Source organism: Thermococcus sp. Bubb.Bath (assembly GCF_012027595.1).
Lineage (GTDB): Archaea > Methanobacteriota_B > Thermococci > Thermococcales > Thermococcaceae > Thermococcus.
Genome location: NZ_SNUR01000001.1, coordinates 869,917 through 895,670, shown reverse-complemented (window position 1 = coordinate 895,670; position 25,754 = coordinate 869,917). Strand labels below are relative to the sequence as shown.

Genomic DNA, 25,754 nt, shown 5'->3' with positions numbered 1-25,754 from the left:
TGTTCTCTCAAAACTCGGGAATCCGTATGGGCGCCTGGATCTCCTTCTCGTTCTTTTCGAGGTTCGTTGCAAGCATTTGAATCCTCTCGACGCCGTGTATTTCTCTGATGAATTCGGCTACGCTCTTGGGAACGAGCTCTTCCCAAGGCTCCCCTTCAACCATGCGCCGCCTTATCTCGGTCGCCGAGAGGATGTCCTTCCTGAACATCGGCTGGACGATGACTTCATAGCTCTTCTCCCGGAAGAGCTGTGCAACGAGGGAGTTCCCGGTAAAGACAACGTCAAATCTTGGCACCATGCTCACCACGTAAGTGGCCCAGATCGCGTTAAAGTTGATGTCTGGAAGCGGGATTAGGTAGTACCTTTTATCCGCCAGTCCCGCCTCGTTCAAGGCTCTTATGAGCATCTCCATCCTTTCGCTCGTCGTGAAGGGATTTTTCAAGGTGTGGCTTGCCTGAGCGCTTCCAACTCCGATTATCACCTCATCAACCTGCGAAAAAACAAACTTGAGTGCCTGTATATGCCCGTTGTGAACGGGTTGAAAGCGGCCCACGAAGAGGCCTCGCTTAACCATTGCTTTCACCTCCCAGAGTATTTTCAACTACCGCTATGAACTCCCCAATCTTCGGAAGGATATCCATTATCTCCTCTGGGTCTGGAGAGAACCCCACGTCGTACTGGGTTTGATGCCTCAGGTTTCTAACGTAGTCCAGATACCTCACCCATTTAACATCAAGACTGCCGGGCTTTACATAGAATTCCCTAAGATACGCCGAAATGCATGTATGGCTCTTCTCTCTCCACCCATCTTTGAAAAGCAAGGCCCTTGCAGCGTGAAACAGTGCAAGGTAAGCCATGACAAGTGCACCGTCGTATATCCCAATCTCAAGGTTCTTCCGCGATGACTCCAAAAAGGAACGTGCCTTGCGGATGCTAAGGCGGGCGAGCTCCGGCTGGGGCTCCATCCTCCTCAGATACCCCCTTTTCACGCATTCCTCAAACCTCACTGAGATCACCCCACAGCACGATGGAAGACAGCTTGATGCTCCAGTACAGGTATGGGTTTTCTTCCTTCAGACGGGCCAGTTTTTCCTTTGTAAGCACGAGGAGGTCAACTTCTCTGCCAGTAACGGTTTCGATCTTCTCTTTGAGTTCCATCATCCTGAGTGGGTCGTTTTTCTCGACCAAAACCCAGACGTCGAGATCGCTCTCAAGCCTGTTTTCACCGCGAGCAAAACTGCCATAAATGCCAAGGGCAAGCATCCATTCCTCCCGGAGTGGAAGAATTTTATCCCTGAGCGCCCAGAAGTTGAGGAATCGCTTTGTTTCCCTGAGCTCTGCCCCCGACTTTAAGAAGAACTTCCTTCCCTTTTTATCCACTAGTCCAAGCCCAAGGAGTTCTTTAAGGTAAAGCGAAACCAGTCCCTTACTGATTCCCAGCGCATCACTCACGTCCTCAACCCCAAACTCATCCTTTTCCAGTATGTATTCGAGTATTCTCTCCCGCTTCTCTGTGGATGCAATCCTGTGGATCATGATAGACACTCTCGTTCAAAATTTTTGAACCTTTCGTTCAATATTTTTAAACTAACTTCACCCGCACATCGTCCCCAACCTTGAGGCCGAGCCTCCCGGCGGCAGAACCTTGGTTCACCGCTATCTCAAGGTAGCCGTGGCTTCCGGGCAGGGCAAGGAGTTCTCCGGGCTTAACTTGCCCGTATGTGTTGAGATACGGGATTCTCAGGGCAAAGCCAGGGAGTTCAACCTCACTCGGCATTTTATAGCCCTTGAGGTTCAGGATGACGTTGCCGAAGTCGTCTATGTAAATAACTTTGAGCAACCAAAAATCGCCTTTCTTTCTGGGCTCGACGTCGAGTTTAACGAGGCTCTCAAGAGCTATTTCGCGGGCGAACTCTTCTGGAGGGATCCCCTTGTCAATCAGTGCTCCCGCCGGCCCGAAGACGTCCCTGCCGTGGAAGGTGGAGCTTACCTCCCAGCCAGTGAAGTGCCTGAGCCTCTCAACGTCGATCTCCCAGGCCTTTCTCGCTTTGATGTGTTTGAGCGGAAGCGTAGCCAGGCCATTGTCCGGAACGACGAGCCACTGTTCTCCTTCGATTATCAGGGCCCTCCTTGAAGTCCCAACTCCTGGGTCTATAACGCCGACGTGAACCGTTCCCTTCTGGGAGTACTTAACAACCTGCTCCATGACGAAGGAGCCCTCGATGATTGAGTGGCGCGTTATGGAGTGGGTTACGTCGACTATCCTCGCTCTCGGGTTCACCCTGAGCATGGCCACCTTCATCTCCCCGACGTAGGGGCCCCTCAAGCCGAAGTCGGTCGTCAGCGTTATCATCCTTCCCACCGGAAAGGATTTATTCCCTCCCCCTTAAGAGGTTGCCGGGGGAAGAGCATGATAACGGTGCTTAGGCTTGGACACAGACCGGAGAGGGACAAGAGGATAACGACCCACGTGGCCCTGACGGCGAGGGCCTTCGGTGCCGAGAGGATAATCATAGCGGCCGAAGAGGACGAGCACGTCAGGGAGAGCGTTGAGGACGTCGTGAGGAGATGGGGTGGTCCCTTTGAGATAACCTTTAATCCGAGCTGGAAGAAGGTTCTCCGTGAGTGGAAGGAGTCAGGAGGGGTTATATCCCACCTCACGATGTACGGGATACACATCGATGATGCTATCCCAAAGATCAGGGAGGAGCTGAAGACAGGAAAAGACGTCCTCGTGGTGGTTGGCGCCGAGAAGGTGCCGAGAGAGGTTTACGAGATGGCAGACTACAACGTGGCCGTTGGGAACCAGCCCCACAGTGAGGTCGCGGCTTTAGCGGTTTTCCTCGACAGACTGCTGAAAGGCGAAGGTCTAAGGCGGGAGTTCGAGGGGGCAAAGCTTAAGATAATCCCCCAGGAGAGTGGGAAGAAGGTCGTCGAGCTGGAGTGATGGAGATGGTTCTCAACAACTACCGTGAGAACGTTAAGGGCTACCTTGAGGCGATCGTGAGGCCGCTGGCGAAGGTAGGGGCCACTCCAAACACGATAACCTTTGTTGGTCTGCTCATAAGCCTCCTTGGAGCTTATCTCTTCTACCTCAGGAGCCCGAGGCTGGCCGCACTGATCCTGCTGATTGGCTCAGCCATAGACGCCCTCGACGGAACGCTGGCGAGGATGACGGGGAAGGTCAGCCGCTTCGGTGCCTTCCTCGATTCCACTTTCGACAGGATAAGCGACGGGGCCGTTCTGTTCGGCATAGCCCTTGGAAACCTCGCCGACTGGCGCTGGACTTTCCTGACGTTTATGGGTGCCTACCTGGTCAGCTACGAGCGCTGTAGGGCTGAGCTTGCCGGCTCCGGGAAACTGGCGGTTGGCATCGCCGAGAGGGCTGAGAGGCTGTTCATCCTGATAGCCTTCTCTCTCGTGGGTATTGATTACGTGAAGTGGGGAGTTTACCTCGTTGGCTTCCTTGCGTGGGTAACGGTCTTCCAGAGGATGTGGGCCGCTTACGGGAGGCTCAAGGAGTGAGAACCCAAAAATCGGGGATGACGAGAATTTCGCTAGGCGAGCCGCTTGTGGCGATGAAGAGCCCTGCCGTTACCGACCCTCTTTTCTCTCTTTTTCCTACCTGAGGAGGAGTTCGGCGGTGAGGGCACCGTGGAGTTTTCTCATGCAGGAGTTGCAGTACGCAACGGGCCTTGAATCCCAGTCCACTATGTCCTCCGGCGGGTTCATGACGCACTCGTTGCTGCAGTGCTCAAGGCCGAAGCTGTGCCCCAGTTCATGGAGAACGCCCTTGAGAACGCGCTTTTTCATCAGAGTCCTGTTCTTAGACTCAAAGGGTTTGATAGAGAGCACCATGACCTTCATTCCGGTTATTTCCTGCTGTATGCCGAGGAAGCGCTCGTAAAGGTGGAAGTAGGGGTTTCTGGACACGAGGGGGAACGTTGTGAGGCCGAAGAGTCTGTCTATCGGGAGTCCGTCTTCCCTCTGGAGTTCTGCCACTAGGCGGGCGTAGAGCGCCTCTATTATGGCTTCCAGGGGGTAACCTTTGACGTTGCCGCTCTCCGTGGGTATGTTTATCAGGTAACCCGGTCCAAGTTCCAGCTTTCCGAGGTATACGAAGCGGACGGGAATCCCGTTCTCCTCAAAATAGCGGTTCGCCTCGTCGAAGACCTCAAATATGAACTCCCTGTCCGTGAACTTTCCGACGTACGTTGCACCGACGTAGATTACCGGTGGTTTTCTAGGCGGTTTCTGCATACTCTAAAGGCCTCCCCGCGCTTATTAAGTTTTATGCCCCTCATTCTTCCTCAACGTACGGCGCTGTAATAACCTTCCTTATCTCCCCTGCCTTCTTAGGCCCTATACCCTCGACCTCCTGGAGTTCCTCCTCCGTTGCCGTGAAGACCCTCTCAACGCTGCCGAAGTGCTTCAGGAGCCTCTTTGCAAGGGTAGCCGAGACGTTTGGAAGACCCTCAACTATGAGCCGCTGCCTCTCGGCCAGAGTTAGGGCCTTCTTCTCACTCCTCACCCTTACTTCCTTCTTCCGCTCCTCCTGCTCGCGCTTCGCCAGGAGGTAGATGAACTGGGCGGTCTCTTCAGGTCCGGAAGAGAAGAGTATCGGAACCCCCCAGTCGAGGGTCACCGCCGCTATCGCTCCCCTTATTGCGTTGGGGTGAACGTTTCTTATTCCGTAGAGGTTCCCCTCGATTATGATGACGGGCTTCTCATAGGCCCTCTTCAGCCTGTCAACCTGGTCAAAGAGCCTCCCGTCGATTATGGACTGTATGAAATCGTTGGCGCTCTTCCTCTCTATTCCAACGTCCTCGCTGACGACGTAGTCTGCAACGTCGAGGGTTCTCACCTCAACCTCAGCACCCAGCTCTTTCAGATGTTTGGGAACGCCGCTCCTCAGCTCGCGATTGTCCACGTAGACTACTATGCCCTTCGGCTTTCTGACAAAGATGGGCTTTATCGGAAGCTCTCCGGTGGTTTCTTTCGTCTTCTCAGCAGGCTTTTCTTCCGAGACAGGGGGGGCGGCCTTTTCGACCTCTCCGCTCTCTTTGGCTTCGACCTTCTCGGACTTCTTTGGCTTCAGAAAAGCGTCCAGCGGGGTTATCTTTCCCCTATTCATTTCGGCACTCTCCAGAGTTTCCTCTCTGATTTCAGCTTGCTTCGGTTTCTTCCTCTCAAGTTCCTTCGCGATTTTCTTTATCGCGTCAAACATTCCCTTCTCCTTCCGCTTGGAGCTCCAGTAGTAAGCCTCATCGCGCGTTCCCTTTGCCATGAGTATGGTGACCTGACCTGGCCTGTGCCTTCCAGTCCTTCCGCGCCTCTGGATGCTTCTTATGGCCGAAGGAACCGGCTCGTAAAACACAACCAAGTCCACTTCTGGGACGTCCAACCCCTCCTCACCGACGCTCGTTGCAACCAGAACGTTGAACTCTCCCCTTGAAAAGCGCTCCAGCGTTTCTTTCTGCGCCTTCTGGCTCATGCCCTTGTCCTTTCCCCTGCTCGCCTGTCCGATGAACCTCTCTGCCGAGATTTCCATCGACTTGAGCTCCTCGACGATTTTCTTTCCCGTATCGCGGTAGTTCGTGAAGACGATTATCCTGGAGCTCTGTTTTTTCTCCACTTGCTTTTTGATGAATTCCTTCAGCTTCTCCATCTTGGGGTGGTCTACTCCGCTCTCCTTTGCCTGGACGAGGAGGTAAATGACTTTCCTCATGCGCGGGTCTTCCATGAGTTGTCTGCTGGACTTGGTTCTCTTGTCCTCGCGGAGCTTCTTCAGATAGGCGCTCAATGCAGTCAGCCCCTGGGTTTCGAGGAGCTCAATAGCGTGCTGGAGCTTAACGGCCTTCGCCTGATACATTCTGAGCCTCCCTATTTCATAGTTTCCTCTTGCCACCTCCTGGTTTATTCTGGAGCCGGCCTGGAGGACTTCCCTCTTTGATATGTCCGGTGAGTAAGTCGAGACGAGCTTGAACTGGGCGAGGGGCTTGAGGCTCTCCTTCAGCATCTCGCGGAGAAGTGAGCGGACTTCCTTGTATATCCCAGGAAGTTCAACCTTAACCCACTTGAAGGAAATGCCTTGGACGTAGGGCTTCACATCTTGGGAGTTCTCGGTTCTGACCTCAACGTGCTCTATTCCGAGGTTCTGGATTATCTCCCGTATCTTCTCCTCGTCGCTTCCAGGGGACGCGGTTAATCCAAGAACGAGCGGGTGTTTTGCCGTCTTGAGGTATTCCTTCGCGATGAAGACGTAGGAGTAGCTCCCGACGGCCCTGTGGGCCTCGTCTATAACGAGGAGGGAAACGTCTTCGAGAGATATTTTACCTGTAATTATGTCGTTCTCAACCGTCTGGGGAGTTGCGGTTATTACGACGCTCTCCTCCCATATCTTGGCCCTCTTTTCCGGCGAAAGCTCGCCCGTGAGGACGTTTATCTTCTCAGGAGGAAGTTCAAAAAGGCGCTTAAAGCTTTCGGCGTGCTGGACCGCGAGGGGCTTGGTGGGTGCCAACATTAGAACCTTTCCGCCGTACTTTGAAAGGCGGTAGTCAGCGATGAGCATGGCTATCAGGGTTTTTCCCAGTCCCGTTGGGAGGACAACGAGGCAGTTCCGCTCCTTGCACTTGGCGTAGATAACCTCTTGGTAAACGCGCGGCTCGATGAGGTCTCTGCGGAGGTACTTCATATTTTTAAGAGAGTGTTTTAGGAGATAAAAATCTTCTCATGGGTGGGGGAACAGTAAGCTCGCTGTCGTGAGTGCGAGCTGTAGGGGAGTTGTCCCAGTTAGGAGAAGGGCGTTGTTGACGACGGGCAGGGCCTTCAGCAGAACGAAAAGAGGGGGAAAATAGCCCATTGCCTGTACTCTCTCCTCTAGTTTGAGTGAGAGGAATATCACGGCGATTCCAAGGATTGTGAAGAGGGTAAAGCTGCCGAAGAAAAGGGCCGGGTTGGAGACCCTGGAGGCTATGACTGGGTTTCCCTCTACAAGTCCCCTTTTTACACCTGCCCACGTTGTCAGTGCGTCGAGCACAGAGAAAAACGAGAAGGCCAGAACGTACTTCAGCCCCCCAGTTTTAGCGCTCATTTTTATCATATCATCTAACGCATCTTTCCTTAAATACTTTGCGACTTAGTCATAACCTACATGTGTAGGTACATATGTATGTTGACAAAGGTTTTAACCCCTCCGTGAATCGATAACCATGCTCCTGACGAGGCACGCAAAGGAACGGCTGGCAAAGAGGCTTGTGAAGAGGAGAAAGCTGGAGAGCATCTACGCTGAACTCTGGGACTTTTTAGATCGTTCTCGGAGAATCGATGTCAAAGACGGCGTTGTCATCTTCACCGACGGGAGAAAGAGCCTCGTCTGCGTTGAGCTCCCCTGCGAAGAGCTGTCCAAAGAGGAGATAATCAAGGTGCTTGGACGGGTAACTGAGGAATACGAGTGCGTCTTTTCGGATGGGAGGCTGGCGAGGAGAACCACCCCGGCTAGATTTCTGAGGGAAATTCCTGACGGTGAGTACTGCTTCTATCTTAACAGGGAGAAGAGGAGTCTTTACGTTGGAAGTGAGCCGCCCCTTCTCGTTATTACCCTACGGCCTGCAAAGAGATGGGAAAGGGAAGAGTTGGGAGATTAGGCGTTCTCCTCGACTGGAACCACGAGTATCTCCCCAAACGGCTCCTCCTGTATGAGGTCGACCTTGCCCATGTTGGAGAGGAACAGCAGGTAGAGGAAAGTTCTCGCGATTATCTTTGGCGTGGGGTCGAAGATGAGCTCCCAGAACTTTATAGGTTCTCCTTTCTCATGGTAGAGCCTTACGACCACGTCGTGGAGCCGATAAACGTGCTTCTCGATGTCGACGCGGAAGTCGTCGACCACGAAGACTCTCTCCTCAATGTTCTCCTTCCTTCTTGTGCGGGGCTTTCTACGCTCGGCTTCCTCAAGTGCGTCCATCAGTGCCTCAAGAAGGTCGTCGAAGGTGTAGTAGCGCTCGACACGGCGTATTGGCGGGGCCAGCGGCTCCACGTCCACCCTTATCTTCTCCTCACTTTCCTGGGTCTCCTCCGCAGTGTCCTCGTTCAGCAGCGCCTCCGTCTTCATCCTGACGAGTATCGAAGCGGCAAGGATTGCCCTCGCCGAGACGCGTAAATCCAGCTCCTTCATCTCGCGGAGCATCTTGATATACTTCTCCGTTAGGTCGACTATGTCGATGTTCCATGGGTCTACCTTCCCCATCTGAACCAGCTGAAGGAGTATATCGACTGGGGTTATCTCAGGTTCGAATCGGGACTCCATGTTATCACCCCGGCAGGTGACCGAACATCTCCTCATGCTCGGCCTCGCTCTTCTTCCTAGCCTCTTCCAGTATCTTCATCGCCTTTTCGAGGCTCAACGCAACGACCTTGCTTATGCCGTTCCTCATGCTAACGCCCACTATCTTGTCCGCGTTCGTCATCATGACGTCCCTGAGGGTTATGACTATGAACTGGCTTGACTGGGAGGACTCCTTGATCAGGTCCGCGACGCGCTTGACGTTGGCGTCGTCTAGGTGTGCGTCTATCTCGTCGAAGAGGTAAAACGGGGCTGGCTTGTAGCGCTGGATGGCGAAGACGAATGCAAGAGCAGTTAAAGCCTTCTCACCGCCGCTCATGGCCTCTATCCTCTTGACGTCCTTTCCTGCCGGCTTCGCCTCTATCTCAAGACCACCAGAGAACGGGTCTTCCTCGTTTTCAAGGATGAGCTTGGCACTTCCACCCGGTGAGAGCTTTGAGAACAGCTCCGAGAAGTTCTTTGCTATCTCTGTCAGGGTTCTCATGAAGACTTCCCTCTTCTGTCCCTCTATCTCCTGGATGAACTCCTCTATGCTCTCCTTCTCGGCCAGAACCTGCTCGCGTCTGCTGCTGAGCTCCATGTACCTCCTCTCAACGACCTCGAAGTCCCCTATGGCCTTCATGTTAACCGGTTCGAGGGATCTTATCTCCTCCTCCATTTCATCTATCTCGCGCTTGAGGGCCTCAAGGTCCTCTGGAATCTCCTTTATGGATTTGACGAGCTTTCCATCGTAGTGGCCGAGTTCCTCCTGCTTCTCCTTCAGCTCCGCCTCGTACTGGGCGAGCCTTATCTTGAGGGTGTTGGCCTCTATCCTGAGCTCCTGGAGCCTGCTGCTCATATTGTCCTTCTTCTCGCGGAGCTCCGTTATCTCGTTTTTCAGGCTCTCGCGCCTCTCGCGGAGCTCCTTGAGCTCGTCCTTGACGTTCTCTTCGGCCTTCTTGAGCTCCTCCAGCTCCCCCTCGAACTTCTTTATTGCCTCCTCGTTCTCCTTTATGTTGGCCCTGAGGGCGTTGATCTTGTTGACGAGACCCTCTATCTCCTCCTCCAAATCTGCCTTTCTCGGAAGGAGCTCGTTGTTTATCCTGCTCTCAAGGGACTCGACCTTGCTCTCAACCCTGCTCAGCTCTTCCCTCAGCTTGCTTATCTCTCCCTCGACTTCCCTGATCTTCGCGTTCAGTTCCCTCGCCTCAGGGTTCTCAAGGGCCTTCTTGAGCTTCTCCCGTTTCTTTTCAAGCCTCTCTATCCTTCCCCTGAGCTTTGCCATCTCGCCTTTGTACTCTTCGATTTTTGAAGTGAGGGTCTCTACCGCCTTCTCCGCCCCGGTGATCTCCTCATCAAGGGCCTTGTCTTCCCGTAGGAGTCTGTCCAAATCCCTCTGAAGCACTTCAAGGTCCTTGTTCGCGTCGCTCTTCTTCATACGGAGCTCGAAGAGTTCGTTCTCTAACCCCCTTATCTCCACCTTGAGGGCATTGACCGCTGACTCAAGGGCTTCCTTCCCCCTCTCCAGTCTCTCGACCTTCTTTTTGATCTCGTCCACGTTGACGCCGAACTTGCCCCTCGGTTTGTAGTGACCGCCGGTTATGGCACCGCTCCTCTCAAGGAGCTCCCCTCCAAGGGTTACCATCCTGATCTTTCCGATTCCAACGGTTCTGGCCTCGTCCATGTCGTCAACTATGAGGGTGTCTCCGAGGGCGTATGCCACGGCGTTCTTGAAGCGTGGGTCGTAGGAGACAACGTCCATAGCGGGAGTTCCCAGCTTCGGCTTCTCTCTCATCGAGCGCGGCTTTATCTTGTTGAGTGGGAGGAAAGTCAACCTGCCGAGTTTTTTCTCCTTAAGGAGCTTTATCGCCCTCTCCGCAACGCGGTCGTCTTCAACGACTACGTTGTCGTAGTTCCCGCCGAGGGCAACCTCAACGGCTATAGCGTAGGTGCCGTCGGGAACGCTTATCAGCTCGCCGAGTGTCCCGTAAAGCCCCTTTATCTTCTGGGACTTGAGGAACTCAACCACCCTGTTTCCCCTTACCTCTGTCTGGGCCTCCGCCTTGATGAGCTCCTCCTTTGCCCTGGCTAGCTCTCCTTCGGCCTTTTTGAGTGCTTTGGTCTTCTCATCAAGCTCTTTTTCGTCCTTTCTGTGCCTGCTCTCGGCCTTGCTCATCTTCCCCTCTATCTCGGCCAGCTCCGACCTCTTGGCTTCAAGGGACTTCTTGGACTCGTTTATGGCCTCCCTAAGTGCGTTCTTCCTTATCTTGGCCTGGGTTATCTTGGTTCTCTGCCGCTCTATCTCCTCTTCGAACTTCTTTACCTCTGCTTCTCTCGTATAAAGCTCCTTCTTGGCCTCTTCGAGCTCATTCACAACCTTGTCGAACTCCTCTCTCGCGACCGCGTAGCTCCTGTCTATCTCGCCGAGCTTTACGACGAGCTCGTTTCTGACCGTTTCCTTTTCTTTTATCTCGACGAGGAGCTTTTCCCTTCTCTTGCTCCAGCGGGTTATCGCGCCCTTGCTCTTCTCGATTTCATCCGAAACCCTCTTGAGCTCCTCTTTGGCCTTTGCGAGCCTCGTTTGGCTCTCCTCTATCTCCTTTTGGGCGTTCTCTATGTTCCTCTTTGCCATCTCTATCTTCGACTTCACTTCGCTGATCTTCCTCGTGACCTCAAGAATGCCGTCCTCGCTCTTCTCCTCAAGCTCTTTCTCAACGGACGAGAGCTCCCTTTCCTTGGCGATTATCTCCTTCACCAGCTCTTTGAGAGTGTTTTCAGTAGATTCTATTTCTTCGTTGATTGAGCCATCCCTCTCCTTGCTCCCGGCTATGAGGTTCTCAACCTTTCTTATCTCGCCCAGGAGGAGGGAAACGCGGGCCTTCTCAACCCTATCCTTCAGGTCGAGGTAGCGGAGGGCATCGTTCCTCTCCTTCTCAAGCTTGTCGAGCTGTTTCTTTACCTCATTGATGAGGAGATCGACACGGGCGAGGTTCTCCTCCGCCTGCTTGAGCTCTCCAAGGGCCTTCTCCTTTTTGGCATCATATTCCGCTATTCCCGATATCTCGTCGATGATGAGCCTCCTCTCGGTCGGCGACATCTTGATGAACTTGGTTATGTCCCCTTGGAGGACGAGGTTGTAACCTTCCGGGGATATCATGGCAGCGCTCAGCATGTCCAGTATCTCGCTTCTCGTTGCCCTCTTGCCGTTTAACCAGTAGTTACTCCTTCCATCGGGGTAAACTCGCCTTTTGATGACGACCTCGTCCTCGTCGATGGGGAAGCCCCTGTCCTCGTTGTTGAAGTACATCGCAACCTCCGCGTACTTTGCCGCTGGTTCAGCCTTGTTTCCGGCAAAAATAAGGTCGCTGATCCTGGTCGCGCGCATGGCCTTGGCGGAGAGACCTCCGAGAACAAAGAGAACCGCGTCACCGATGTTGCTCTTCCCAGAACCATTCGCTCCGACTATGGCGGTGAAACCCTTTGAGAGGGGAACCACGACTTTTCTGTTACCGTAAGATTTGAATCCCTTCATTTCTATCTTCTCAATGTACGGCATATTCGACACCTAAACTTGGAAATGCCTCCCACTCTTATATAAGTTTGCCGGGGGAGGATATAACCCCCAGGAATTAAATCCCTGGGAAGGGATTACTACGGTGCATGAAAAAGGTTAAATATGCCTTTTTTCATAAAACAAAGTGGTGATGAACATGCAAATTGTCGAAATTACCCTTAAGCTGCCCTATGAGGACAGGGGGCAGGTGTTGAGCAAACTTTACGGAAAGCTCAAGGGCAGGGTAAGGGACGTCCACTTCCTCCCGCCGAGCGCCACCGGCCTCAGCGAGGTAAAGCTTGAACTCCTGGTCAGCGACGCCCATAAGCTCATAAAAGAGCTGAAGGAGACGATCAAAAAAGGCAAGGTCTCCGTGAAAGTCCTCTCTGCTTAGTCCCCTTAGCCCTTTATCCCCTTGTTCAGCTCTATCAGCTTTTCTCTGGCTTTCTCCATTGAGCCCGCCTTTTCTATCGCCGTCCCCGTGACGATTACGTCGGCACCGGCCTTCACAGCGCCCCTTGCCTGTTCCTCAGTCCGGATTCCCCCTCCAACTATAAGCGGAACCTCTATGACGCGCTTCACCAGGGCTATCATCTCGGGAGGAACCGGCCGGGATGCGCCGCTTCCTGCCTCAAGGTAGACGAGTCTCATGCCAAGATACTGGCCGGCGAGGGCGTAGGCTGCTGCTATCTTCGGTTTGTGCCTTGGAATGGGCTTTGCATCCCCGACCCAGCCCACTGTCTCTCCCGGCTCGACTATGAGGTAGGCCATGGGGATAGGTTCTATCCCGTAGCGCTTGACCTGGAAGGCTCCAAGGGCCTGGGCGCCGGTTATGAAGAACGGGTTCGTCGAGTTGAGCAGGCTCATAAAGAAGATTGCATCCGCGTACTTGCTTATCCCCCCGTGGGAGCCTGGGAAGAGTATCACCGGAAGGTTCGAGTTCTTCTTTATGGCCTTTACAACGTTGTCGAGGACTTCCCCCTCGGCCCCCGTCGAGCCTCCGACCATTATGGCATCAACACCTATTTCCTCGCTCATCCTCGCCAGCTCTCCGGCCAGCTGTGGGGAAACGTCGTCCGGATCGAGGAGAACGAAGTGGAGCTTTTCTTTCTCAAGCTTTTCGTGAATGTATGTTTCGATTTTTCCGGGTTTGAGCATCCTCACACCTCCATAAACGTTCTGATGTCCTCTTCGCTTGTGGAATTGTAGAAAAATGCCCCTATGATGATGTTTGTGTCAATAACGAACCCTTTTCCTCCTCCTGACATCGTTCAGCACTTCCTCAGGGCTTTCACTAACGGGAATACCCTCTACCTTCTCTAGTATGTCCCAGATCGTTTCACCAACGATGACCTTAACCTTGGCCCCTTTGGGCAGGTTAACTCTCTTGAGGGGCCTGAAACTCTCACCGTCGTAAACTGCCTCAATAACGGTCCCCATAATCCCACCGTGTTTTTAATACTTCTTCTCTACTTTTAACGGTTTTCCAGCGGAGTCTCATGTCTTTAAGGATTCTAATCAGAACATTATCAGGCTCTTGGTTAAAATGATACAGGTTCGTGCTTACGCTAACGTCTCCGGCCCCGAACCCTTCAGCAGGTTCTCCGAACTTTGAGACCTCCACTGAGAGCCTTTCCTCCAACCTCTCCTCGCTGGGGACGAGGTACGCCCTCAGAAGTTCTGCCTCTTTTAGAAGGTAGTCGATGTGCCAGTGAAGCTTCTTTTCCCTGGAGAAGTGCCTCGCAACGCGCTTTTCGAGTGAATTCATGGCGGAACCAACGTAGACGTAGTAGCCGGCCTTCAGCGGGAATTCCCTGGCCTTCGTGCGTACGGTTTTGTCTTCGCCAAGCCTGATGACGAGGAAGTAGGACCCTTTCATACGTCTAGGTTCACTGCAGGGTTTATAAAGGGTTTCACAAACTCCAGATAAAGGTGTTGAGCATGGGGACAAACAAGGGAGAAGAAAAAAGAAAAAAGCGAGCGGTCGATGACTTTGCCTGGCAGGAATACGAGAGGGAAGAGTTTAGAGAGCGTTTTCCCGCCCTTGCTAGGGAGCTCGAAGACGAGGCTGAGCTTCAAATAACCGCCTACAGGACTTCAGAGGAGGAGGCTTTGGAAGAGGAAGAGGTTGAACTACAGGATTTCTCTGGATATAATCCCACCATCATCGACTTCCTGAGAAGATGCGAGACCGATGACCAGGCCCTCGAGATAATCAACTGGATGGAAAGCAGGGGAGAGATAACCCACGAGATGGCGAGGGATCTGAGGATAACCCTCGCCAAGAAGGGCGTCAGGGCTTTCGGGCCCAAGAAGGAGTGGGGCTGGTACGAGAAACACAGCAGGCATTGAGATACCCATCGAAAAGTTAATATCCTTCTCGTTCCTTACCTTCACTGGTGAACTTCATGAACTTTGACCCCGTTTCTGAGGCGAAAAAGATAGAGAGCTTGATAGTCTCCTGGAGAAGGGACTTCCACATGCACCCCGAGCTTGGCTACGAGGAGGAGCGAACCTCAAGGATAGTCGAAGAACACCTACGCGAGTGGGGTTACTCCATAAAGCGCGTTGGGACTGGGATAATAGCGGACATCGGTGAGGGCGAGAAAACAATAGCCCTAAGGGCGGATATGGATGCCCTGCCGATTCAGGAGGAGAACGACGTCCCCTACAAGTCCAGAATCCCCGGCAAGATGCACGCCTGTGGTCACGATGCCCACACTGCCATGCTCCTTGGAGCAGCTAAGATAATCGCCGAACACAAGGAGGAGCTGAAGGGAAGGGTGAGGCTCGTTTTCCAGCCAGCGGAAGAGGGCGGAAACGGCGCGGTCAAGATGATTGAAGGTGGCGCCCTAAAGGGAGTCAATGCCATCTTTGGCTTCCACGTCTGGATGGATCTTTCGAGCGGGCTCATTGGGATCAGAGACGGGCCGTTTCTGGCGGGAGCGGGGATATTCAACGGAAAGATCATCGGCAAAGGTGGTCATGGAGCCTCTCCACATGAGACCATCGACCCAATCCCGATAGCGGCCGAGACTGTTTTGGCGCTCCAGACGATAGTCAGCAGGAACGTTGAGCCTATAGAGACCGGTGTCGTGAGCGTTACCTCTCTTCACGGTGGAACTGCATTCAACGTCATCCCCGAAGAGGTCGAGTTCAAGGGGACCTTTAGGTTCTTCAAGCCGGAGATAGGCGATCTGATCCAGAAAAGGATGAAGGAAATCCTCGATGGTGTGACAAAGGCTCATGGGGCAAAACACGACCTGAGCATAGAGGAACTGACCCCACCCACAATAAACGCCAAGGAAATGGCCGACTTCGCCAGAAAAGTCGCTGAGAAGTACGGTTTGAGGTACGGGGAAGTCAGGCCGACGATGGGAGCAGAGGACTTCGCATTCTACCTTCAAAAGGTCCCCGGAGTGTTCTTAGCGTTGGGCATAAGGAACGAGGAGAAGGGGATAGTCTACCCCCACCACCATCCAAAGTTCGATGTTGACGAGGAAGTCCTCTACCTCGGAACCGCGATGGAAGTGGCCCTCGCCTTCGAGTTCCTCCGCTAAAGCCGCTTCGCTATTATCGACACCTTTTTCTTCATTTCTCCATTAATTTTTTTCGCGGTCTCCTCGTCCAGAACCGTTAGAACACTCTTAAAGCCAAGCTCTCCTGCGCGCCCTATTGCATTGGGAATGTCTTTCGCGTCTCCCCAGAGGAAGAGGCTTGCCTTTCCAGGCCTTCCGGGCAAGGGCTTCAGTACGTAGTAAGAATCTCCAATTTTTCCGGCCTCCGCTAACTCGTGGACGCCGGCAAAGAGGTCTCTAAAGCTTGAGAACCACATGTCGTAGGAGCTCTGAAACCTGCCGGCGACCAGTTCAAGGTCTTTCACACTCTCCCAGGGGAAGAATTTGAGGGGCGTGGCATTGTCTCCGCTGAATTCGGTAGTAGAGACCTCCACAAGCCAGTTCTCGTAGAGAACTTCGTGGAAGCCCAGCTTTCTGTAAAAGCCAAGTGCTTCTTCGTCCGGCTGAGTCGTTAGAAACTCCGCCTTCCCTTCCAGAGTTTGTTCAATATGCTCAACAAGTGCCCTCCCTATTCCCTTACCCCTTAAGTCCGGGTGAACCCCTATGACGTCTAAATGGGATATTCTCGTCGGTTTGCCCCTTACCAGCTCTTCAGAGAGAAACACTTCCGCTTCACCGACAATTTTTCTATTGAACTCCGCAACGAGGGAAAACTGGCCGTCGAGGAGGAGGGCGTTGATGTGGACGGCGCACGTCTCTACGCTCATCCAGGGGCCGCCGCGTAGGTATCTTTCACGAACGGAAAGGTCGGAGAGCTCCTCTTCTGCCGTGTGGACATTAACTATTCCCATAACATCGTCGAGCGTGGCCTTTCTGACCACGAGCCCCATCGCCATCACTCCTTCAGGTAGCCGAACTTTCTAAGGATGTGCATAACTGCTTCCGCTCCGCCGTCCCCGTAGGGCTTCTGGGTGACGTAGTCTGCCTTTTCCTTCACACTCTCTGGTGCTTGGGCTATAGCAACGCGGTAGCCAACGACTCGGAAAGCATCGAGGTCGTTCTCCCCATCGCCAACGTGGGCGACCTCTTCGGGGGAGATACCCAAGTATTCGCAGGCCTTCTCTATGCCAGTGCCCTTGTTTATCCAGGGCTTCTTTACGTGGATTGCAAAGCCAGAATCTACGGCGATCAGGTTAAGTCCCAGCTCTTTTATGATCCCCCTCACAGCTTCTACTGGAACGGTTCTCCTCACTACTATGCCGGCCTTTCGCTCCATCGTCGAATAGCTCAGTTCGGCCTCAGGATAGCGCCTCTTGAGCTCGCTCCAGAGGATCCACTCCTCGTTCATATCAGTCAGAAAAACGCGCTTCCTCATCGTGCCCTCGCCCTTGAGTGAAAGCGCTCCGCCGTCCTCCGCTATGACCGGCCCGCTCGTGCCGATGAAGATTGCTGCCGCCTCGGCAAAGGGGACGGAGTTTCCAGTGACGAGCATGACCGGAACGCCTAGGCTCTCGGCAAGCCTTATCATCTTTAATGCTTCGATGCTCAGCCTTCTGTCCCTATAGGTTATCGTGCCGTCTATGTCGAGAGAAATCGCCTTTACCTTTCCCATTCTCTTCACCAGAGGGAGGAAGAAGGGAATGTATTAAACCTTTCCGGCAAAGGTCATGAACTCCTTACCAAGCGCCTTTATCCAGTAAGCCCTCATCTTTCCATTGAGGAAGCTCCTTACCGCCTCAAGAGTCTTTTCGCGCCTCTTGAGTATCTCCCGCGCCTCATCTGGGGTTACTTCCCCGAACCTGATCATAGTTCCGGGCCTGCCCTGGGCCAGGACCGGAAGGTCTGCCGTTATCACCGTCGCTATCTTTGCGTAGCCGCCGGTAGTCTGAGCATCGCGCATCATGACTATCGGCTTTCCGCTTCCTGGAACCTGGACGCTTCCGGGAATGAGCGGGCCGGTAACGATATCTGGGCCTTTTTCAGAGTGCTCAATAACCGGCCCATCCAGTTGATAGCCCATCCTGTCGCTCTCGGGGGTTATCGTGTAAGTTGACCTTAGGAATGTCTCGATGCCATCTTCTGTGAAGTGGTCTAAATCGGGGCCTAAAACGACGCGGACTTCCCCCTTACCGCTTGAGTAGTCCGGCCTCAGCTTTCTCGGTAGGAAGAGGCCTTCCCTGCCCGTTAGGATTGCGTACCCGATATTTAGCCGGTCCCCGGATTTCAGCGGTCTTTCAAGCCCTGCCCTAGGATAGGCCGAGCAGCTCCCCAGGAGCTTCTCACACTTTATCCCTCCAGCGAAGGCGATGTAGCCGTAAAGGCCGCTCTTTAAAGTTCCAATTTCGAGGATGTCGCCCCTCTTCGCCCAGTGGCTTCTCCAGGGCTCGATGGGTGTTCCATTGAGCTTAACTTCAACGTCCCCAGCCACTGCAAAAACCGCCGAGGCGTTGAACCTTAACTTTGGCCCGGCCAGCAGGAACTCGAGGAGCGGCGCATCACCGGGGTTTCCAACGAGGTAGTTGGCTATCCTGGCTGAGAAGTCGTCCATGAAGCCTGAAACTGGAACGCCGAGCTTTCGATAACCTTTCCTTCCTCCGTCCTGGACCGTCAGAAGGGACGGAACGCTGAGGAGTTCAATCACCGCTTATCCCCCATTTGGCTTTGTGACTTTCCCAAAGCTCTTCCTCATCTATTGGCACAAACTTCACCTCATCACCCGGCTGGAGCAGGGTTGGGGGCTCTCTCGCTGGGTTAAAGAGCTTCAGCGGGGTCCTTCCGATAAGTCGCCAGCCGCCGGGGCTTTCGAGGGGGTAGATGCCAGTCTGTCTTCCCGCTATCCCAACCGAGCCGGCCGGGACTTTAAGGCGCGGCTTTTTTAGCCGGGGGGTGGCTATTCTTTCATCAACTGGACTTAGATATGCAAACCCTGGCAAAAAGCCGAGGAAGTGAACGCGGTAGGTTTTCCCAGAGTGTATCTCAATGACGTCCTCAACGCTTAGCCCGTTGTGCTCCGCTACGAACTCAATGTCGGGGCCGTATTCACCGCCGTAGAGGACGGGTATCTCTATCTTTCTCCCCTTGAAGGTCTCTGCACTCACATCAAGCAATGGCTCAACGGCCTTCTTAACCTCCTCGAGGGTTATCTTTAGTGGATCGAAGATAACCGCTATGGAAGAATAAGCCGGCACAACCTCCACCAGCCACTCAAACTCTTTCCCCTCGATTGCCCTAGCAACGGCGTGAACTCTCGCGTTCACTTCGTCCTCTATGACCTCGCCGAAGGAAATTAAGAGGGCGGAATCGCCGAGGGGCTTTATTTCCATGCTCTCACCTGACCACTTCCCTCATCGGGACCACTTTAACCCCTTCTCCCTCCAGCACTTTCCTGATGTGTGCGGCTATTTCAACGGCCTTCGGATTGTCTCCGTGGAGGCAGATGGTATCGACCTTCAGCTCGATCCATTCACTGTTGATTGCCCTAACGCCGCCGTCCTTGACCATCGAAACCACACGCTCGGCTATCTCCTCTTTGTCGTGGATAACAGCACCTGGCTCCGAGCGCGGGACGAGGGTTCCGTCTGGGTTGTAGGCCCTGTCGGCGAAGACCTCGTGAGCAACCTTAACGCCCATTTCCTCAGCTATCTCCGCCGGCCTTGAGCCTGAGAGAGTCACAAAGATCAGGTCTTTGTCGAAGTCGGCTATCCCCTCGATTACCCCCCTCGCGAGCTCCTCTTCCTTCACCAAAGCGTTGTAGAGGGCACCGTGTGGCTTGACGTGCTGGAGCTCAAGGCCTTCCGCTCTTACAAAAGCGTAGAGCGCCCCCACCTGGTAAAGGATGTAGTTCCTTGCCTCTTCCCGAGAAAGCTTCATGTATCTCCTGCCGAAGCCGAGGAGGTCTGGGTAACCTGGGTGAGCGCCAACTGCCACAGCCCTCTCCTTTGCTAACTTTACCGTCTTCCTCATCACGAGAGGGTCTCCCGCGTGCCAGCCTGTGGCAACGCTCGCGCTGGTGATGTAGTTCATTACCTCTTCGTCGAGGCCGAGCTTGTACCTCCCAAAACTCTCGCCGAGGTCGGCGTTAAGGTCCACCTTCATGTTCCCACCAAACCCGTTTCGACGCAAATCTAAAAAAGCCTTTCTCCAAGGTTCCACCATGAGTGAGAGAAGAGAGAAAAAGGCCGTTATTGATTCGGCCTTCTTCATCCAGGGCGCCGACGTGGAAGGTCTAACCACCCCAGGAGTCGTTGAGGAAGTCAAAGACCCCGAGTCGAGTCTTTTCCTCGAGGGTCTGATCAGCGCGGGCAAGGTCAGAGTTGTTCTGCCTTCGAGGGAAAGCATCGAGAAGGTGAGGGAAGCGGCAAAGAAGACCGGTGAACTTGGAGAGCTGAGCGAGGCCGATATTGAAGTCCTCGCGCTGGCCTATGAGGTGAATGGGATACTCCTCACGGATGACTACAACCTCCAGAACATCGCAAAAACGCTGGGAATCGAGTTCAGAACCCTGAAGCGCGGGATAAAGAGGGTCATCCGCTGGAACTACGTCTGCATCGGCTGTGGAAAGAAGTTCAAAGAGATGCCACCGGAGGGGATCTGCCCAGACTGTGGAAGCCCTGTGAGGCTAATACCAAAGAGGAAGCGGAAGAAAAAGCATCACAGGCGCAGGTAGGGCAGGACTTCGTCGTAAACCCAGCTCCAGTCCACGATGCCAACCCTTCTCTTGACTCCTTTTTGTAGGAGGTCAAGTATCTCCCCCACAACTTCTTCGGGTGTTTTTCCAGTCGTGTCCACCTCGATCACATTCTCGTTCTCCTCGAGTGCCTCGACGAGGAGGACATCAACGAGCTCGGCCTCAACGTTCTCCCCGAGCTTCTCCCTGCCGTAGCCCCTCTCCTTCAGCCTCTCCGCTATAAGCTTAGGGTTCGCTCTGAGGACAACGACAAGGTCAGCCTTGAGGAAGTGACTCAGATGACCGTCTGCGATGACGTTTCTGCCGCGGAAATCCCTCTTAAAGGCCTCTGCAAGTTCATTGACGTCTATCTCAAGTTCTTCGCCCTTCATTTCCCCTATGCCCTTCTCAAGAGCGTAGTCCCTCAGGTTGACGTACTCGTAGCCGAGTTTCTCGGCCAAAATCTTTGAGGTCGTCGTTTTGCCAACCCCCGGTGTCCCGGTTACTGCGATTATCATCATCACGCCCTCCATCTTGTCCAAATGAGTTTAAAATCACGCCCCGAGCGGGCTCAGTGCTCATAGGGCACGTCATCGCCTGAACGGCTAAGCCCGTCTTGGATTCGTCACTGCCCGCTTGGGGCGGCGTCAGATGACGTTTCTCTTCACAGATCCGCGCAATTCGCCCTCATCATCCGCAGGTTTTCATTTCATATAATATGATATAAGCTTTCTCAGCTCGGGGTCTCGCCTCAGTGGGAGCCTGAGAAAGCGCCTCAACTGGTTGTTCTCGGCGATTAAGCCCGAAAGCTCGATGGCCAGGATTTTGTTATCCTCACTCAGCCCGTAGGCCTTGAAGCGGAGCGATGCGTACTCCTTCTCCAATTCCCAGACTTTCTTCTCAAGCTCCATTACTTTCTTTTCCAGCTCTTCGAGGTCTCCCTTAGGTTCCTTAAACTCACCGGAGAGGGCAATCTCTATAACTCTCTCAGGACGGACGCCGTAACGTTCACTCAGCCCCTCTATCTCACTCCAGACCTCTGCGGAAAGCTCGACCTCAATCTTCCCGAAGCCTTTTTCGGGTTTGATGATGAGCTTCATGGTTCCACACCTATAAGGGATTTTATGACTCCGATAAACTCTTCGGCGACTTTCAGGGCCTCTCCAACTTCCTCGGGCTCCGGAGCATAGGGGACATCATACTGATCTTCATGCCTGAGTTCCCTCATCCTATCGAGGAGTTCCACCCAGTACCCCTCAAGCTTTCCAGTTTTGGCGTAGAACTCCTCAATATACCTTGCAACGCAGTAGTGGCTTTTCTCCCTCCAGCCGTCGCGGAAAAGCACCGCTCTGGCGGCGTGGAACATGGCAAGGTAGGATGCCATGAGGGAAGTCCTGTATGAACCGAACTCTTCGTTTCTCTTGGCCTCTTCCAGCCACTCTTCGGCCCGTTTAATGCTCAGCAAGGCCTTCCCTCTGGACGGGGGTACTCTTCTCAGCAGATCTCGCTCCACGCAGAGATTGAAGCCTGTCAAGCCGCTCACCCCATATGATCATTGACCCGTAGACAAGGGAGTAGTAAAAGACCGGATCCTCCTTCTGGAGCTTGGAAAGCCTTGACGGCGTTAAAACTATCAGGTCAACCTCCCTGCCCGTTAACTCAGTGATCCTCCTTTTTAGCCTCGCGGACTTTATTAGTTCCTCCCTTTTCGCGAACACCCAGACATCAATGTCGCTGTCCTCCCGGTTTTCTCCGGAGGCAAAGCTCCCGTAGATCCCAAGGCCGAGCGCCCAGTCCTCTTTGAGTCCTTTAAGCTTCTCCGAGAGAATTATAAAGTTTAGAAACCTCTTAAGCTCCCGCGTTTTTGGATTGTTGAGTATTCGGAACTTTCTTCCCTGTTTCAGTGCAACTCCGTGCTTTACTAGGAGGCGGAGGGTCTTTGAGACCAGCCCCTTGCTGAGTCCGAGTTTTTCTGCGACTTCTTCTACCCCAACAACTCTCCTCTGCAGGACTTCTTGAAGGATTTTCACACGTTCTCGCGTTGATAAGAGCTCGTGCATAAGGATACCTCTCGTTCATGATTTATGAACTTTTCGTTCACGCTCCATGAACAGTTTGTTCACGTTTTGTGAACTTTCTTCTTTTTCCTCCAGTTCCTTCCTCAGCCTCTCGTTCTCTTCCCTCAGCTCTCCCCTTACGGCCATGAACTTCTCTTTGTCTTTCTTTGCCTTTTCATAGAACTCTCTCAGCTCGTTCAGCTGGCCTTCCATCTCGGAAAACTTCTCTTCGAGCCGTTTGAGCTTTTTACGCAGATGTTCTTCCCTATCCGCTTTGAGGCTCTCCTCGGTCTTCGCTAGGTTATCGCGGATTAGTTCCTCGATATCTCGCCCTTTTAGGGCTTTGAATTTCTCTTTGGATAGTACCACTGTCATCTCATCGTCCATTTTTCTTCCTCTCCAGCTCGGTCTTTCTGTCGTAGCAGGTGATATAAAAGGCGAGCAGACCCTTCCACTTTCCATACGGCTCAAGAACTTCCCTGACGTCCTGTTCACTAACTCCCTTCACACTCTTCCCGAATATCTTCGCTACCCCACGCCTGAGGCTGAGGTCTCCCCCTGGATAGGTGTTCTTTCTTAGTCCATAGGCGAGGAAGAGCTCAGCCGTCCACTTTCCTATCCCTCTGAAGGTCGTCAGGTACTTTATGGCGTCTTTCTCGTCCATTTCCCACAGGTCAAGCTTCAGCTCGCCTTTCAGGTAGAGCTCCGTGACGTGTTTTATGTATCCTGCACGGTAGCCAAGCTTCGCCTTTTTAAGCTCTTTGAGGTCAAGAGAAGCTATCTTCTCGGCCTCCGGGAAGGCGTAAACCTCCCCGACTTTTTCGCCTGCCATCTCCACGAGGTTTCTTATCGTTCTCTGCGCGAAGTCAAAGTTCACCTGCTGCTGTGCTATCACCTCAACGAGGGCTTGATAAGGTGAGGATGCGGCGGGGACAGTTAGGCCCTTAAACTCCTCCGCGAGGAAATAGAATGGCGAATCACTTATCTCTGAATAGAATGAGTCAAGGTCGGTATCAAGGCCGAGGATGAAGGAGAGATTCTCCCTCGCTTCTTTTCTTTCCCGTCTGCTCCATGTCTCTGGAAAGAGGAAGTCTCCGTTGTATGTTACAACCCCAGTTACCCCGCTTTTCAGCCTGAGGGCCTGATAAAAAGTATCCTCGTTAAGCTTCCACGTGCCGTTCTTTATCATCTCATGGGCGATCTTTTCGAGGTCTATCACTCCCGCCACCCCACGACCCTCGACTGGTAGTGCCGTTTTGGAAAAATCGTGAGCGGGTCGATACCCGTCTCCCCAAGCAGATGTCTAAGTTCTACCTCGTAGTCGCTCTTCTCAAGCTCCTCGCTCTCCCGGATTTCAACAATAAACAGCTTATCAACGAGCTCCCTTATGGTCCTGTAGCCGAGGCCGAGGAGAGGCCTTATGTAGGCGACGTTGAAGCGATCCTCAAGGGAACGGGCCTTCGAAAGGTCGAGGAACGGAACCCGGTCGTCCCTCCTAGTGCCGTCACTCACCCTTTCGACTTCGGGAAGGGAAGCCAGGGACTCAAGGGCCTTCTCGTGGATGAACTGGATGGCGTTGTTAGGGTGGCCGTCTTTCACTGCCATCTCAGCGGCCCTCTCAATGATATCCTGGGGCAGATAGAGAACCCTGTGCTCAAAGCCGAGTCTTTCCGCGGTTTCCTTCGCGTACTTCCAGCTGTCAAGGAGACCGAAGTTCACCGTGACGAGCTCAACGGAGTATCCCATTCTCTCCAAGATCCACGCGCTCAGGCTCGAATCCTTGCCGCCGGAGTAGAGATGATAGACCTTCATTCCACCACCGCTCTCGGTTTTCGGCTGGGCCTTTTAAGTATGCCTCACCCGATGGCCTAAGCTGTGGGAGCCAACTCCACCAGGAACTCCACGCCCTTTTTCTTTCTTCCCACCGAAAGCCTGAGAGTAAAGCCTCCGTGACCGCTTACGATGGATGTTAACCCGAGGGCCTTTTGGAGATCTTGCGGGCTTAAGATTTTCTCGTGGGATACAATGAGAACCGGTTCGTTTATGAAGTTGTAGGAAAACTTTCCGGGTTCATCCCCAAGAAATATTACATCTTCCACAACCCTTCCCTTTACATTAACACCTACGCTCTCGGCTTTTCTGAGGCTGAGGCTTACTTCACCCTCAAAACTGCCTTGAATGGGTTGATAGACAGCTGGACGTAGTTTTCAGGGTCTCCCAGTGTAATAGAGTCCGCCGGGAAATTGAATCGGTAACTCGGAATAATGAAAAGAAAGACGACGCCATTCTCCAATCTATATCCTGGGAGTTCCAACAGCCCAGAACCAGGGACATCGAGCTCTAAGCGATACTTCGCTGGAAGGATAGGTAGTTCAGAGGATTCAACACTTTTCCTCCGGTAGAAAAGTCCTCGATGTATTAAAAAGCCCGCCCGAGGTGTGATACCCAAACCAGCGGTTTCCAACCTTGGGGCCGATGATAACGGAGCTTGACACCTTGAATATCCCGTATTTGGCTTTGGTTGGTTCGGAGAATACCAACGAGCTATCCAGAACCTTCACGTCTTTGATTACCCCTCCAGCGAGATGACTGACCTTGCTTTTAAAAAAGCGACCTCCTTGAACGGTCAGAACCTTCATTCCTTCCCCCGGTTGACATATCATATCGCTGACTAAAAGGTTTTCGTTGAGCGTCTCAGAGGCCAAGGTTTTTAAAGCCCTTCTCGCAGTGGCCAAAAGGTGAGAGATATGGAGAACCATTTGCCTGGAAAGGTGAGAAGGGTAATAAGGGCGAGATACTACGATATTCCCCCGCGAGCATGGGTGGGAAAGAAGGGTCTCGATGACGGGGTCATTGAGGAGATAAAGGCCCAGCTTGAGAAGGATGGCATCCTGAAGGTCGAGATAAGAAAAGGGGCTCTGATAAGCACTGAGCTCGACAGGAAGGCGCTCGCCGAGAGGGTTGCTGAACTCACGGACAGCGAGCTCATAGACGTGCGCGGCAAAAGGTTTATATTGTTCAAACCGAGGGAAGGCTGGGAAAAGTATTTAAGGAAGCTCCGGAGAAAGGAGCTTTCGAAGGAGAAACGGGAGGAGAGGCCCGTTCGTAAGGTCAAGCTCGACATCGTTAACTTCAGAAAGAAGTTTAAGAAAGGGAGGGATTGAACGTGGCGACGGTTTATGATGTTCCCGGTGATTTGCTCGTTGAGAGGGCTGCGAAGGCCCTGAAAGAGGTCGAAGCTATAAAGCCGCCCGAGTGGGCGCTCTACGTCAAGACCGGAAGGCACAATGAGAGAATTCCCGAGCAGGAGGACTGGTGGTACTACCGCGCGGCAAGCCTCCTCAGAAAGGTCTACGTCGATGGGCCCGTTGGGATAGAGAGGCTCAGGACCTGGTACGGCGGCAGGAAGAACCGTGGCCACGCCCCGGAGCACTTCTACAAGGCCGGTGGAAGCATCATCAGGAAGGCCCTCCAGCAGCTTGAGGCCGCTGGCTTCGTCCAGAAGGTTCCGGGCGAGGGCAGGATAGTCACCCCGCAGGGAAGGAGCTTCCTCGACAAGATAGCCACCGAGCTCAAGAAGGAGCTTGAGGAGCAGCTTCCGGAGCTCAAGAAGTACTGAGCTCCCCTCTGCTTTCCAAAT

Annotated in this window: 35 protein-coding genes; 9 read left to right on the top strand and 26 right to left on the bottom strand. The window is 53.3% G+C overall.

Annotation, left to right across the window (positions count from 1 at the left end; genetic code table 11):
* Window positions 1-7: 7 nt before the first annotated feature.
* Genes E3E29_RS05025 through E3E29_RS05010 form a run of 4 tightly spaced genes read right to left on the bottom strand, consistent with a single transcriptional unit; the run spans window position 8 to window position 2,353 of the window.
* A complete protein-coding gene (locus E3E29_RS05025; RefSeq protein WP_167909710.1) occupies window positions 8-574 on the bottom strand; it encodes a nicotinamide-nucleotide adenylyltransferase in 567 nt (188 codons plus the stop codon).
* Window positions 567-1,007: a HEPN domain-containing protein gene (locus tag E3E29_RS05020; RefSeq protein WP_342764668.1), complete on the bottom strand. Its 441-nt coding sequence runs from the start codon at window positions 1,005-1,007 to the stop codon at window positions 567-569. Before E3E29_RS05020 ends, E3E29_RS05025 begins: the two co-directional genes overlap by 8 nt.
* Window positions 997-1,536: a nucleotidyltransferase domain-containing protein gene (locus E3E29_RS05015; RefSeq protein WP_206205812.1), complete on the bottom strand. Its 540-nt coding sequence runs from the start codon at window positions 1,534-1,536 to the stop codon at window positions 997-999. Before E3E29_RS05015 ends, E3E29_RS05020 begins: the two co-directional genes overlap by 11 nt.
* Window positions 1,537-1,582: 46 nt before the next feature.
* Window positions 1,583-2,353: an S-adenosyl-l-methionine hydroxide adenosyltransferase family protein gene (locus E3E29_RS05010; RefSeq protein WP_167909937.1), complete on the bottom strand. Its 771-nt coding sequence runs from the start codon at window positions 2,351-2,353 to the stop codon at window positions 1,583-1,585.
* 57 nt (window positions 2,354-2,410) lie between these two features.
* Here E3E29_RS05010 and E3E29_RS05005 point away from each other — a divergent pair, with 57 nt between their 5' ends.
* Both E3E29_RS05005 and pgsA read left to right on the top strand, forming a co-directional pair.
* On the top strand, window positions 2,411-2,947 hold the full coding sequence (locus E3E29_RS05005) for a tRNA (cytidine(56)-2'-O)-methyltransferase (RefSeq protein ID WP_167909708.1): 537 nt from the start codon (window positions 2,411-2,413) through the stop codon (window positions 2,945-2,947).
* A 5-nt stretch (window positions 2,948-2,952) separates the two neighbouring features.
* Complete coding sequence (pgsA, locus tag E3E29_RS05000; RefSeq protein ID WP_167909936.1) at window positions 2,953-3,525, top strand: archaetidylinositol phosphate synthase; 573 nt, start codon at window positions 2,953-2,955, stop codon at window positions 3,523-3,525.
* 96 nt (window positions 3,526-3,621) lie between these two features.
* Here the strand turns inward: pgsA and E3E29_RS04995 are convergent, their stop codons facing one another.
* From E3E29_RS04995 to E3E29_RS04985, 3 genes are read right to left on the bottom strand one after another with little or no spacing between them, the layout of a single operon-like run.
* A complete protein-coding gene (locus E3E29_RS04995) occupies window positions 3,622-4,260 on the bottom strand; it encodes a peptidase M54 (RefSeq protein WP_167909707.1) in 639 nt (212 codons plus the stop codon).
* Window positions 4,261-4,300: 40 nt separating this feature from the next.
* Window positions 4,301-6,694, bottom strand: coding sequence for a DEAD/DEAH box helicase (locus E3E29_RS04990; RefSeq protein ID WP_167909706.1), 2,394 nt, complete (start codon window positions 6,692-6,694; stop codon window positions 4,301-4,303).
* 36 nt (window positions 6,695-6,730) lie between these two features.
* Window positions 6,731-7,102, bottom strand: a complete 372-nt coding sequence (locus tag E3E29_RS04985; RefSeq protein WP_240922745.1) for a DUF5658 family protein — start codon at window positions 7,100-7,102, stop codon at window positions 6,731-6,733.
* Window positions 7,103-7,211: 109 nt separating this feature from the next.
* On the opposite strand from E3E29_RS04985, the gene E3E29_RS04980 reads away from it, so the two are divergent.
* Complete coding sequence (locus E3E29_RS04980; RefSeq protein WP_167909705.1) at window positions 7,212-7,646, top strand: hypothetical protein; 435 nt, start codon at window positions 7,212-7,214, stop codon at window positions 7,644-7,646.
* Here the strand turns inward: E3E29_RS04980 and E3E29_RS04975 are convergent.
* Together E3E29_RS04975 and smc are read right to left on the bottom strand one after the other, a co-directional pair.
* A complete protein-coding gene (locus E3E29_RS04975) occupies window positions 7,643-8,305 on the bottom strand; it encodes a ScpA family protein (RefSeq protein WP_167909704.1) in 663 nt (220 codons plus the stop codon). The genes E3E29_RS04980 and E3E29_RS04975 overlap by 4 nt on opposite strands.
* A 4-nt stretch (window positions 8,306-8,309) precedes the next feature.
* Window positions 8,310-11,876, bottom strand: coding sequence for a chromosome segregation protein SMC (gene smc, locus E3E29_RS04970; protein WP_167909934.1), 3,567 nt, complete (start codon window positions 11,874-11,876; stop codon window positions 8,310-8,312).
* 148 nt (window positions 11,877-12,024) lie between these two features.
* Here smc and E3E29_RS04965 point away from each other — a divergent pair, with 148 nt between their 5' ends.
* Window positions 12,025-12,267 carry a hypothetical protein gene (locus E3E29_RS04965; protein ID WP_342764677.1) on the top strand — a complete coding sequence of 81 codons (243 nt, stop codon included), beginning with the start codon at window positions 12,025-12,027 and terminating at the stop codon, window positions 12,265-12,267.
* Between the two features lie 5 nt (window positions 12,268-12,272).
* Here the strand turns inward: E3E29_RS04965 and E3E29_RS04960 are convergent, their stop codons facing one another.
* The 3 genes from E3E29_RS04960 to E3E29_RS04950 form a co-directional block, all read right to left on the bottom strand.
* On the bottom strand, window positions 12,273-13,031 hold the full coding sequence (locus E3E29_RS04960) for a geranylgeranylglyceryl/heptaprenylglyceryl phosphate synthase (RefSeq protein ID WP_167909703.1): 759 nt from the start codon (window positions 13,029-13,031) through the stop codon (window positions 12,273-12,275).
* A gap of 78 nt (window positions 13,032-13,109) precedes the next feature.
* Complete coding sequence (locus E3E29_RS04955; protein ID WP_167909702.1) at window positions 13,110-13,313, bottom strand: antitoxin family protein; 204 nt, start codon at window positions 13,311-13,313, stop codon at window positions 13,110-13,112.
* The gene (locus E3E29_RS04950) at window positions 13,297-13,752 is read right to left on the bottom strand and encodes a DUF123 domain-containing protein (protein WP_167909701.1); all 456 of its coding nucleotides are present in this window, start codon (window positions 13,750-13,752) and stop codon (window positions 13,297-13,299) included. Before E3E29_RS04950 ends, E3E29_RS04955 begins: the two co-directional genes overlap by 17 nt.
* A gap of 62 nt (window positions 13,753-13,814) precedes the next feature.
* Here E3E29_RS04950 and E3E29_RS04945 point away from each other — a divergent pair, with 62 nt between their 5' ends.
* Window positions 13,815-14,225 carry a DUF2095 family protein gene (locus E3E29_RS04945; RefSeq protein ID WP_167909700.1) on the top strand — a complete coding sequence of 137 codons (411 nt, stop codon included), beginning with the start codon at window positions 13,815-13,817 and terminating at the stop codon, window positions 14,223-14,225.
* Between the two features lie 56 nt (window positions 14,226-14,281).
* Window positions 14,282-15,433: a M20 family metallopeptidase gene (locus tag E3E29_RS04940; protein WP_167909932.1), complete on the top strand. Its 1,152-nt coding sequence runs from the start codon at window positions 14,282-14,284 to the stop codon at window positions 15,431-15,433.
* Here E3E29_RS04940 and E3E29_RS04935 read toward each other — a convergent pair.
* Genes E3E29_RS04935 through E3E29_RS04915 form a run of 5 tightly spaced genes read right to left on the bottom strand, consistent with a single transcriptional unit; the run spans window position 15,430 to window position 19,486 of the window.
* Complete coding sequence (locus E3E29_RS04935) at window positions 15,430-16,287, bottom strand: GNAT family N-acetyltransferase (RefSeq protein ID WP_240922744.1); 858 nt, start codon at window positions 16,285-16,287, stop codon at window positions 15,430-15,432. The genes E3E29_RS04940 and E3E29_RS04935 overlap by 4 nt on opposite strands.
* On the bottom strand, window positions 16,287-17,003 hold the full coding sequence (locus tag E3E29_RS04930) for a phosphoglycolate phosphatase (protein ID WP_167909930.1): 717 nt from the start codon (window positions 17,001-17,003) through the stop codon (window positions 16,287-16,289). Before E3E29_RS04930 ends, E3E29_RS04935 begins: the two co-directional genes overlap by 1 nt.
* Window positions 17,004-17,036: 33 nt before the next feature.
* Window positions 17,037-18,032: a biotin-dependent carboxyltransferase family protein gene (locus tag E3E29_RS04925; protein WP_167909699.1), complete on the bottom strand. Its 996-nt coding sequence runs from the start codon at window positions 18,030-18,032 to the stop codon at window positions 17,037-17,039.
* On the bottom strand, window positions 18,025-18,714 hold the full coding sequence (gene pxpB, locus E3E29_RS04920; RefSeq protein ID WP_167909698.1) for a 5-oxoprolinase subunit PxpB: 690 nt from the start codon (window positions 18,712-18,714) through the stop codon (window positions 18,025-18,027). Before pxpB ends, E3E29_RS04925 begins: the two co-directional genes overlap by 8 nt.
* Before the next feature lie 4 nt (window positions 18,715-18,718).
* Entirely contained in the window at window positions 18,719-19,486 is a 768-nt protein-coding gene (locus tag E3E29_RS04915; protein WP_167909697.1) for a LamB/YcsF family protein, read from the bottom strand.
* Window positions 19,487-19,544: 58 nt separating this feature from the next.
* On the opposite strand from E3E29_RS04915, the gene E3E29_RS04910 reads away from it, so the two are divergent.
* The gene (locus E3E29_RS04910) at window positions 19,545-20,057 is read left to right on the top strand and encodes a type II toxin-antitoxin system VapC family toxin (protein ID WP_167909696.1); all 513 of its coding nucleotides are present in this window, start codon (window positions 19,545-19,547) and stop codon (window positions 20,055-20,057) included.
* Here E3E29_RS04910 and E3E29_RS04905 read toward each other — a convergent pair.
* The 9 genes from E3E29_RS04905 to E3E29_RS04865 form a co-directional block, all read right to left on the bottom strand.
* Window positions 20,042-20,575 (bottom strand): adenylate kinase family protein, encoded by a 534-nt coding sequence (locus E3E29_RS04905; protein WP_167909929.1) that lies wholly within the window; start codon window positions 20,573-20,575, stop codon window positions 20,042-20,044. The two genes, E3E29_RS04910 and E3E29_RS04905, sit on opposite strands and share 16 nt — an antisense overlap.
* Window positions 20,576-20,761: 186 nt before the next feature.
* Window positions 20,762-21,157, bottom strand: a complete 396-nt coding sequence (locus tag E3E29_RS04900) for a hypothetical protein (RefSeq protein WP_167909695.1) — start codon at window positions 21,155-21,157, stop codon at window positions 20,762-20,764.
* Window positions 21,154-21,522: a HEPN domain-containing protein gene (locus E3E29_RS04895; RefSeq protein ID WP_167909694.1), complete on the bottom strand. Its 369-nt coding sequence runs from the start codon at window positions 21,520-21,522 to the stop codon at window positions 21,154-21,156. The genes E3E29_RS04900 and E3E29_RS04895 overlap by 4 nt, the downstream gene beginning before the upstream one ends.
* Window positions 21,509-22,117 (bottom strand): nucleotidyltransferase domain-containing protein, encoded by a 609-nt coding sequence (locus E3E29_RS04890; RefSeq protein ID WP_167909693.1) that lies wholly within the window; start codon window positions 22,115-22,117, stop codon window positions 21,509-21,511. Before E3E29_RS04890 ends, E3E29_RS04895 begins: the two co-directional genes overlap by 14 nt.
* A 15-nt stretch (window positions 22,118-22,132) precedes the next feature.
* Window positions 22,133-22,501, bottom strand: coding sequence for a hypothetical protein (locus tag E3E29_RS04885; protein WP_167909692.1), 369 nt, complete (start codon window positions 22,499-22,501; stop codon window positions 22,133-22,135).
* Complete coding sequence (locus E3E29_RS04880) at window positions 22,491-23,333, bottom strand: DNA-3-methyladenine glycosylase (RefSeq protein ID WP_342764667.1); 843 nt, start codon at window positions 23,331-23,333, stop codon at window positions 22,491-22,493. Before E3E29_RS04880 ends, E3E29_RS04885 begins: the two co-directional genes overlap by 11 nt.
* Complete coding sequence (locus E3E29_RS04875) at window positions 23,330-23,926, bottom strand: asparagine synthase-related protein (RefSeq protein ID WP_167909691.1); 597 nt, start codon at window positions 23,924-23,926, stop codon at window positions 23,330-23,332. The genes E3E29_RS04880 and E3E29_RS04875 overlap by 4 nt, the downstream gene beginning before the upstream one ends.
* A 56-nt stretch (window positions 23,927-23,982) precedes the next feature.
* On the bottom strand, window positions 23,983-24,213 hold the full coding sequence (locus E3E29_RS04870; protein ID WP_167909690.1) for a hypothetical protein: 231 nt from the start codon (window positions 24,211-24,213) through the stop codon (window positions 23,983-23,985).
* Window positions 24,214-24,495: 282 nt separating this feature from the next.
* Window positions 24,496-24,753, bottom strand: a complete 258-nt coding sequence (locus tag E3E29_RS04865) for a hypothetical protein (RefSeq protein WP_167909689.1) — start codon at window positions 24,751-24,753, stop codon at window positions 24,496-24,498.
* A gap of 108 nt (window positions 24,754-24,861) precedes the next feature.
* On the opposite strand from E3E29_RS04865, the gene E3E29_RS04860 reads away from it, so the two are divergent.
* Together E3E29_RS04860 and E3E29_RS04855 are read left to right on the top strand one after the other, a co-directional pair.
* On the top strand, window positions 24,862-25,278 hold the full coding sequence (locus E3E29_RS04860) for a YhbY family RNA-binding protein (protein WP_167909927.1): 417 nt from the start codon (window positions 24,862-24,864) through the stop codon (window positions 25,276-25,278).
* 2 nt (window positions 25,279-25,280) lie between these two features.
* A complete protein-coding gene (locus tag E3E29_RS04855) occupies window positions 25,281-25,733 on the top strand; it encodes a 30S ribosomal protein S19e (RefSeq protein ID WP_167909688.1) in 453 nt (150 codons plus the stop codon).
* Window positions 25,734-25,754 lie beyond the last annotated feature (21 nt).